This window comes from Pseudomonas sp. NBRC 111133 (assembly GCF_001320605.1).
Classification (GTDB): Bacteria; Pseudomonadota; Gammaproteobacteria; order Pseudomonadales; family Pseudomonadaceae; genus Aquipseudomonas; species Aquipseudomonas monteilii.
On sequence record NZ_BCBJ01000126.1, the window covers coordinates 25,215 to 33,473 of the forward strand.

An 8,259-nucleotide genomic window follows, 5' to 3' on the forward strand; every position below is an offset into this window, starting at 1 on the left:
TTCAATAGCCTGCCCGATGGCCTGGTTCAGCCTGCAACAGGCCGCACTTTGGCGTTTGGCTCCGTGCGGTTCTTGCAGTGGAACAATCTAGCGTCGCATGACGGGCGGCTCTTTTCCTGGGTGAGTTGAGAATGGTTGGAACGAGGCGGTCCTCAATCCAGCCCGCGCAGACTGGCAAGCCCATAGTCATCGCGCAGAATCCGCAGCTCCTCTTTGTCCATTTCGTCCATGGCCGAGCAGTTGGCATCGGCTAGCCCCTGACGCTTTAGCAGCGCAGCGGCATCGCCCCTGTCGTAGATGTAGCGAGAGAGATCCGCAGCGGCAAGGAGAATGCCGGTCTGCAGTTGAGTCGGCTTGTTGCGAGGTTTGCGAGGGGTGACAGCCATGTGTCGGCTCTCCATCGATGAGTGGGTCTGAGATAGAGAATCCTCAGTAGGCACTTGTGCCTAGTAGGCTGATTTAGGCACTTGTGCCTATTTTTGCTGCGCCGCTGACGCCGGTTCGGTCTGGAGACCCACCACCATCAGCACAGGCCAGTGGATGATTCGCAAGTCAAACAGCTGCGGCAGCCCAGCTCATACTGGGCATTCGGTACCGCGAGAGCTCAGTGATCAGCGGGCATGCTCATGCCTTCGCCAGCGCTTCGACCAACAGCGCCTCGAACTCATCCACGGCCAGCGCTTCCCAGCGGTCATTGACCAGCTGCTCGTGGTACCACTTCAGTCCGGAGTATGTAACCCGCACGCACACACCGCCCAGCATCACAAGCGGATGCTGGCGCACGGACGCTGGCAGGAATACGGGTGGGTGGTCGGCCACAGAAGCGCTGATCGCGAGGTTCTCCATCGCCTCACGCAAGACAACGGCGCTGACCTTCTTGGCCTGCACCTGGGCGGACAGGGCGGCACGCAGAGTCTCGACTGCTGCGCAGGAGCCGCGGTCATCCCCATTGCAGCGCGCAACAAAGTCGTCAAGCCACAGAAGCGACTCTTCAACCTCGCCAGCACTGGCGGCCGTTGGTACGGCATCGCTGCCTTGGTACTGAACGGACTGTGCCTGCCCTTGTTCTGTGAGCCATGCCGCTACTTGATCGGCGCTCATAATGGCCAGAGTTTCCGAGCAGTGATCACAACCCAAAATCAGCTGGCAACGAATGTCGCTCGTACGCAAACGCCCGTGCTGAGCATCGCTGATGTTCTTGTTGTGCGTCTGCCAGCTCAGGGACGTGCTACCGCACTCGCGGCATTCGGTGATCTTGGTGATGCTCATGCTTTGCCTCCTGCAGGCGTTCGACCTCTGGCGCAACGGCGCCAGCAGGGCATTGATGATTGTGTTTCTATGGGCTCGGCACAGCTCGAAGACTGTGCATAGCGGTGTTGCGGATGCCGGAGGTCTACACACCCGTCAGCTCGATCGCATGAGGTGGCGGATGCGTGCACCGATCTGTGAGAAGCCCTGAACGCAGTCCAGGGCTTCAGGCGGCTGCCTTACCGGCCAAACACCTGGTCAAGCACTGGACGCGACTCGATGATCACGGTGCCCAGCTCATCGACGGTCGTAGCGCTGGTCAAACGCTCTTCGACTGCAGACAGCTCGGTCAGCAGCTCATCATTGCCACCTTCCTTGTAGAGGGTGCTCTGCAATGCTTCGACGGTACGCTTTACATCGCGCTGCGTGTCCTGGAAGTTGCTTTGACTACCGGAGACGGTTGCCTGAGACCAGCTGGTGAGCGGGTGGTGGCGAGCCTCCACCTTGCCGGCACCGAACATACGGTCATAGGAACCCTGCACGAAGCCTTCGATCAGAAGGCCGTTGTTTCTATCATCCATTTTCTACATCTCATCGTGTTGACGTGATTTTCACGTCGTGGTGATGATGCCAGGCGCACCCGGCATCGGTTTTGCCGATCAGTGGCAGCACTGTATCGACGGTCTCCAAAGGGTCTTCAGCCGGTGTGCGCCGGCGGAGCTCGCGCCTAAGCCGCGGTCACGCCGGAGCCGTGGGCCGATCATGATCACTGTGCCGCCAGCTGAGATACGCTCAGGCCAACCGCGACTGGCCGCACCCAGATGGGCATGCTGCTCAGCATGAAAGTCTCCCCTTGAGCTGCCAGCAGCAACGTAGTGCCCATCACATGACCGATGGCTTTCGCTGCCTTCGGGGGAACTGCGTTGCCGATTCGTTCGCGCCAGGCCTGATCGCTCAACCCGTCCAATTCCAGCTGCTCCTCTGGCTCGACAAGGCTCTGGATCGCCGCCAGCTCCAAGGTCGTGAAGGGCCGGTGCCAGGTCCCGTCGAGCGATTCGATGATGCAGGTGAGCTTCTCGTCAGCGCTTGGGAGCTGGGTGCCGGCAACGTCCCACCGGCTGTCGTCATGCTGACCTCCCGCGACGCCATGCAAAGGCACCACGCCGTAGTGCCCGCCAGGCAGGTAGGGTTCGCCACTCGTGCGCATCTTGGCCGCTCGGGGATCAGCGACACTGAATGTGCCTTGCCCTGGGCTCTTGACGCCAATGATGGCGCCGCTGGTATCTTGCCACCGGCGAACACCGTACTGCTGATATTGCAGGGCGCCTGCCCGGGCACGCGGATCAGCCACCGAGAACGCCCCGTTTGTTGGGTTCGATCGTCCAGCCACCGTGCCCATACTTTCGTTCCAGCCATGCACCCCCATATATCCCGCTCGATATCCTGGGACGATGACCAGGTCACGCAGATACCCATCTTGGATCGCCAGGTTGTTGAGGCTGCGCCAGTCTTTCCCGGCCTCAACCAAAGCCAGGCGGACCCAGGTTTTCCATTGCAGAGCTGGCACTCGGTGCATTGGTCCCGCTCGCTCGATGTCGCCGGCAAGAGGCATGCGGCTGAGGATGTCGCCTACAGAGCGCAGGCTCTTCTTCTCGGGCTCGTACAAGAACGGCGGGACCTTCTCTACATGGCGAGCCACCAGCAAGAAACGCTTGCGGCTTTGAGCCAAGCCGCCGATCACCCCGCAGTCATGGGTGGTTTCGGCGACTGCGTACCCATAGTGGCTTAGCAGGGCGCCGATCTGGTCCAGCAGGTGCCGGCCGCGGTTGGCCAGACGCGGGACGTTCTCGAACACCAGCATCGGCACAGGGTCGTCGCGCCAGGTCTCCGCCATCAGCCAGATGCAACGCAGGGTGAGCTCGTTCAAGGCTTGGTACTTGGGGGTCGCGCTCATCTTCTCCGACAGCAGTCCGCTGGCGCCCTTGCACGGGGAGCTGATGAAGACGGTATCGGGCCGGCGGTTCTGTGCTGCACGGCGGATGTCTTCTGTGGTTGCTTCCCTCCATCCGGCTGGCGGTTCCTTGCCGTGGAACCTGATGTACTGCTCGCGGGTGAAGAGATCCAACTGCGTACCCTCCACACCGGTCAAACGCTTGAAGTCAGCAAGGCCGGCCGGATCAACGTCGACGCCGCCTAGGCACTCCCATTCAGCCTGCATGTTGCCGACGATGGGCTTCGCCTCGTTGAAGCCTTTGGCACCACCGCCCAAGCCGCAGCAGAAGTGGAAGTGTTGGCGCTGATGGAAAATTGACCCACCCTGCCGATTGAAATTTGACCCAGGGCGGATTGCTGATTTTGTTACCAGCAACTGTGGATAAGTCTACCAGCGCAGCTGCTGTTGCCCCCACTCCTTCGCTAGCCCAGTTCAGTTGTTTAAGACCTGCCACACGCAGCCATGTAGCAGGCCGTCGTCGCCATGAAATCAGAACGGCTCATCGTCCTCCGGTTCCTGGCCGCCCTTACGCTTTCGCTCCCGTGATTTGATCTTGGCCTGGGCCGCCAAGCTGCTGTGTTGCAGGCGATAGGACTCGTTACCGGTTTCGACGATGTGGCAGTGGTGGGTCAGCCGATCCAGCAGGGCGGTGGTCATCTTGGCGTCGCCGAACACGCTCGACCATTCGGCGAAGCTCAGGTTGGTGGTGATCACCACGCTGGTGTGCTCGTACAGTTTGGACAGCAGGTGAAATAACAGCGCGCCACCGGCCTGACTGAAGGGCAGATACCCCAGCTCGTCGAGGATGACCAGATCCATGCGCAGCAGTGCCTGAGCGATCCGCCCGGCTTTGCCGTCGTGTTTTTCGCGCTCCAGCAGATTGACCAGATCGACCGTGGAGTAGAAGCGCACGCGCTTGCCATGCCGGGTGATGCCGGACACGGCCAGTGCGGTGGCCAGGTGGGTTTTGCCGGTGCCTGGGCCGCCGATCAGCACCACGTTCTGCGCGGTGTCGGTAAAGCTCAGATTGGCCAGCTCGCTGATCAAGCGAGCGTCGGCGCTGGAGGCGCTGAAGTCGAAGCCGGCCAGATCGCGGTGCATCGGCAGCTTGGCCATGTTCATCTGGTGGCTCACCGAGCGCATGGCACGATCCGTGTGCTCCTGTTCCAGCAGGTGTTCAAGCAACCACTTGGACGAGGCTGTGTTCGACTCACCCTGCACAGTTAACTCCGCCCAGGCAGTGGCCATGCCGTGCAGGCGCAGTTCCTTGAGTTCCGCCATCAAATCACGCATGACCGATCTCCTCGGTCTGGCCACGCAGGCGGTCGTAGCGCGCCGTGTTGGCGACGGGGGCTTCCTTGAGCGACAAGTGGGTTTCGACGCTGGGCGGCGGTTCGGATGCTGTCAGCCGTGCCACGACATTGAGGATGTGTTCGGCGCTCAGGCTGCCGCTCTCCAGTACCAGCTCAACGGCTACCAGCACGGCATCGAGCCCAGCCACTGGTGCGGCAGCCAAGACTTGCACCATGATCCGATCACCGCCGGCATGACGTTTCAGTCCGTGCTTGAGCTGACGCAGCGGCGCTGGCAGATCAGCAAAGGGCGCTCCGTTGCGCAGCGCGCCGGGCTTGCGCTCAATCAGCGGGATGTAGTGCTGCCAGTCGTAGCTGACCTGGTCGCGATCCAGCAAACGCGCATGGCTGGCAATCAGCGCATCATCGGCCACCACCTCGATGCGGGTCGGATACAAACGGCTGCTGACCCACTTACCGGCGTACTCACAAGGCACCGAGTAGCGGTTACGCCCGACGCTGACCAGGCAGGTACTGGAAACCCGCGCAGGCCGTTCGACGTAACCGTCGAAGGCCGCGGGCATAGGCATCAGTTCGGCGCGCTCCAACTCCAGCACCTCGGCCACACTGAGCCCGCTGTATTGCGGGTGCGTCAGCTCGTTCCAAAGCGCGCGGCAGCGCTGGCCCAGCCAGGCATTGAGTTCCTCGAAGGAGTGAAAATGGCAGTCCTGGGCGTCTAGCCAGATGCGCCTGCGGCTGTCTTGCACGTTCTTTTCAACGATGCCCTTTTCCCAACCAGCGGCGACGTTGCAGAAGTCTGGATCGAACAGGTAGTGCGCGCACATCACCGCAAAACGCGCATTCACCGTGCGGCCTTTGCCCTTATTGACCCTGTCGACGGCGGTCTTCATGTTGTCGTAGATGCCTCGGCGCGGCACGCCGCCAAAGGCGCCGAACGAGCGTGTATGGGCGTCGAATAACATCTCATGGCCCTGGCTCGGATACGCCACCAGCCAGAACGCACGGCTGGCACACAGCTTCAGATGTGCCACCTGCATACGCCGGTAAATGCCGCCGACCAGCAAGCCTTCCTCGCTCCAGTCAAACTGAAACGCCTCGCCAAAAGCAAAGGTCAGCGGCACAAAGGCCTGCGACGCCTTGCCCTGTCCCCCTCGCCAGGCACGGATAAACGCGGTGAGCTGGCTGTAGCCACCGTCATAACCTTCGGCTTTGATTTGCGCCAACAGCGCCTTGGCACTGCGCCGCTGTTGCTTGGGCCGCAGCGAATCGGCTTTTAGCGCCTGCTCCAGCGTGGCGTGAAAAGGGCTGAGTTTGTTGAAGATCGCGCGGCGTTGGTAGACCGGCGGCTTGGCCTCAGGTGCTCTGACCCACTTGCGAATCGTGTTGCGCGCCAACCCGGTGCGCTTGGCTATCTCATGCAGCGACAGCTTGTCGCGGAAATACATCCGGCGAATTTTGCCCATCATTTCCATACTGATCACCCTGTGTTCTCCTGCTCAAAAATTGAGCAGAAGCAGTTGAACACCTGGGTCAGTTTTCAGTCGGCAGAACAGCCTCTACTGGGTCAGTTTTCGGTCAGCGGCAACACCGCTGGTGCTTTTTCTTGGCATGGCAGCATTTCTCTGTAAAGGGTTGTACCTCGATCCCTCGGCGTTGCCCTCAGCGTTGATTGACAAGCCGTTCCCCAATTTCTCCCTGCAATCCGTGCAAGACAATAGGTCCCTGACCCGTGCCGATTTGCTGGGCAAACCGGCGCTGGTAAACGTTTGGGGTACCTGGTGCGTCGCTTGTCGGGCAGAACACCCAGTGCTGAACAAACTGGCCCAGCAGGGGGTGGTGATTCATGGAGTCAATTACAAAGACGTTAATTTCGATGCTCTGAACTGGCTGAAGGATTTTCACGACCCTTATCAGCTGAATATTCGCGATGAAGCCGGCAGCCTCGGATTGAATCTGGGCGTGTACGGCGCGCCGGAAACCTTCCTGGTCGACAGTAAGGGCATCATTCGCTACAAGCACGTCGGCGTTATAGATGAGACGGTGTGGCGTGAACAGCTTGCAGATCTTTATCAAGGTCTGGTGCAGGAGGGCACGCAATGAGCCGGTTTCTATGTGGAACTCTCTTAGTGTTGTGTTCCGCTAGTGCCGCCCAAGCTGCCATCGATGCTTACGCGTTCAAGGATGAGGTCGAACGCGCCCGGTACACCGAGTTGACCCGGGAACTGCGTTGTCCGAAATGTCAGAACCAGGATATCGCAGACTCCAATGCCCCCATCGCCGCCGATCTGCGAAAAGAGATCTTTCGCATGCTCGATGAAGGTCAGAGTAATCAGCAGATCATCGACTTCATGGTCGATCGCTATGGCGAATTCGTGCGCTACAAACCTGAGCTGAACAGCCACACCTGGTTGCTCTGGTTTGGGCCTGGCGGTTTGTTGTTGGGCGGTGTGTGGGTGATTTACTTGATCGTTGCACGTCATCGTGGTCGGCATGGCGATGATGTTGAGGTGTTTTCTGACCAAGAGCGTCAACGGCTCCTCCTCCTATTGGGTAAAGAATCTAATGATTGATTTCTGGCTATGGGTCGGCCTGCTGTTGCTGGTTGCCCTCAGTTTCGTGCTAATCCCTGTGTTGTTTGTACGTCGTGCCCAAAGCGAAGAAGATCGCACCGCTTTTTACGTGGCGCTGTATCAGGAACGCCTGGCGGAGCTACAGCTTCAGCAAGGGGACGGAGTGATGTCTCCTGCGCAAAAAAACAGTGCCCGCTCTGAGGCGGACCGCGAATTGCTGGCGGACACCGAAGGAGCTGGCCTCGAACGTTTTTCGACTACAGGCAAGCCGCTACCAGTATTCGTGGCTTTCTTGATACCGGCGCTGGGGCTCGCGCTGTACCTGCATTTTGGCGCCAGCGACAAAGTCGAGCTGGTTCGTGAGTTCGCCCAGCCTCCCGGTTCACTCGCGCAAATGAACGACCGTCTGGAACGCGCGGTTAACGCCCAACCGGAGTCAGCTGAGAACGCTTATAACCTGGCCCAAAACTACATGGCTCAAGGGAGGCCCGACGATGCCGCTAGAATGTTCGAACGAACGGTGTCACTGGCCGGTCGCCGACCGGAGTTATTAGGCGAGTGGGCTAAAGCATTGTATTTCTCTAACAACAAAATGTGGTCTCCGCCAATCAAGGCGCTGACAGATGAAGCTTTAAATGGAAATCCGGGTGAGCTCCAGAGCTTGAGTCTCATAGGTCTGGCTGCGTTTGAAGAGCATCGTTACCAAGATGCTTTAAAATATTGGCATCACGCATTAGCAGAGATGGGTTCCGACCATCCGTCACACGCTGCTTTAGTACAGGCCATTGGAAAGGCAAGAAACGGTCTTTCAGCGGATGAAAAAAACAACAATTTGACGATTAACCATGTTGCTGGCTTGCCACCAACACCGCTCAAGGTACGGGTGGACATTTCCCCGGAAATTTTCGAAAAGGTCGCTTTGGATGACAGTGTGTTCGTTTTCGTACAGACGCTATCGGGCTCCAAGGTACCTCTCGCTACCATACGACTTAAGGTCTCAAGTCTGCCGGCCGAGGTGGAGTTTTCAGGCGCTGATGCAATAGTTACCAGCAACACCTTATCGCAGACAGCCGCGATTCAAGTGACTGCTAGGGTCTCTAGGGGAGGGAAGAGTAGGTCGGGGGAATGGTTGGGG

At 59.2% G+C, this 8,259-nt stretch carries 9 protein-coding genes; 3 read left to right on the plus strand and 6 right to left on the minus strand.

The annotated features are described in order from the left end of the window. Positions 1 to 152 precede the first annotated feature (152 nt). From APH36_RS27440 to istA, 6 genes are all read right to left on the minus strand, one after another. On the minus strand, positions 153 to 386 hold the full coding sequence (locus tag APH36_RS27440; RefSeq protein WP_023383586.1) for a hypothetical protein: 234 nt from the start codon (positions 384 to 386) through the stop codon (positions 153 to 155). A 238-nt stretch (positions 387 to 624) separates the two neighbouring features. Continuing rightward, complete coding sequence (locus APH36_RS27445) at positions 625 to 1,269, minus strand: hypothetical protein (RefSeq protein WP_023383585.1); 645 nt, start codon at positions 1,267 to 1,269, stop codon at positions 625 to 627. Between the two features lie 218 nt (positions 1,270 to 1,487). Next, complete coding sequence (locus APH36_RS27455; protein WP_023383583.1) at positions 1,488 to 1,829, minus strand: hypothetical protein; 342 nt, start codon at positions 1,827 to 1,829, stop codon at positions 1,488 to 1,490. Positions 1,830 to 2,014: 185 nt separating this feature from the next. Further along, positions 2,015 to 3,556, minus strand: a complete 1,542-nt coding sequence (locus APH36_RS27460) for a DNA cytosine methyltransferase (protein ID WP_060501463.1) — start codon at positions 3,554 to 3,556, stop codon at positions 2,015 to 2,017. Between the two features lie 174 nt (positions 3,557 to 3,730). Further along, the gene (istB, locus tag APH36_RS27465; protein WP_054882055.1) at positions 3,731 to 4,534 is read right to left on the minus strand and encodes an IS21-like element ISPst3 family helper ATPase IstB; all 804 of its coding nucleotides are present in this window, start codon (positions 4,532 to 4,534) and stop codon (positions 3,731 to 3,733) included. After that, on the minus strand, positions 4,527 to 6,026 hold the full coding sequence (istA, locus tag APH36_RS27470) for an IS21 family transposase (RefSeq protein WP_101509640.1): 1,500 nt from the start codon (positions 6,024 to 6,026) through the stop codon (positions 4,527 to 4,529). Before istA ends, istB begins: the two co-directional genes overlap by 8 nt. Positions 6,027 to 6,144: 118 nt before the next feature. On the opposite strand from istA, the gene APH36_RS27475 reads away from it, so the two are divergent. The 3 genes from APH36_RS27475 to ccmI form a co-directional block, all read left to right on the plus strand. Continuing rightward, positions 6,145 to 6,654, plus strand: a complete 510-nt coding sequence (locus tag APH36_RS27475; protein ID WP_255260239.1) for a DsbE family thiol:disulfide interchange protein — start codon at positions 6,145 to 6,147, stop codon at positions 6,652 to 6,654. After that, a complete protein-coding gene (locus APH36_RS27480; RefSeq protein WP_012080655.1) occupies positions 6,651 to 7,124 on the plus strand; it encodes a cytochrome c-type biogenesis protein in 474 nt (157 codons plus the stop codon). Before APH36_RS27475 ends, APH36_RS27480 begins: the two co-directional genes overlap by 4 nt. Then, positions 7,045 to 8,259: c-type cytochrome biogenesis protein CcmI (ccmI, locus tag APH36_RS27485; protein WP_256219361.1), on the plus strand; the 1,215-nt coding region annotated here is incomplete at its 3' end. The genes APH36_RS27480 and ccmI, both read left to right, overlap by 80 nt.

What these genes read in the sequence shown, in the direction of transcription:
- APH36_RS27440 (WP_023383586.1), bottom strand. Translation starts at nt 386, where the DNA reads ATGGCTGTCACCCCTCGCAAACCTCGCAACAAGCCGACTCAACTGCAG.
- APH36_RS27445 (WP_023383585.1), bottom strand. Translation starts at nt 1,269, where the DNA reads ATGAGCATCACCAAGATCACCGAATGCCGCGAGTGCGGTAGCACGTCC.
- APH36_RS27455 (WP_023383583.1), bottom strand. Translation starts at nt 1,829, where the DNA reads ATGGATGATAGAAACAACGGCCTTCTGATCGAAGGCTTCGTGCAGGGT.
- istB (WP_054882055.1), bottom strand. Translation starts at nt 4,534, where the DNA reads ATGCGTGATTTGATGGCGGAACTCAAGGAACTGCGCCTGCACGGCATG.
- istA (WP_101509640.1), bottom strand. Translation starts at nt 6,026, where the DNA reads ATGGAAATGATGGGCAAAATTCGCCGGATGTATTTCCGCGACAAGCTG.
- APH36_RS27480 (WP_012080655.1), top strand. Translation starts at nt 6,651, where the DNA reads ATGAGCCGGTTTCTATGTGGAACTCTCTTAGTGTTGTGTTCCGCTAGT.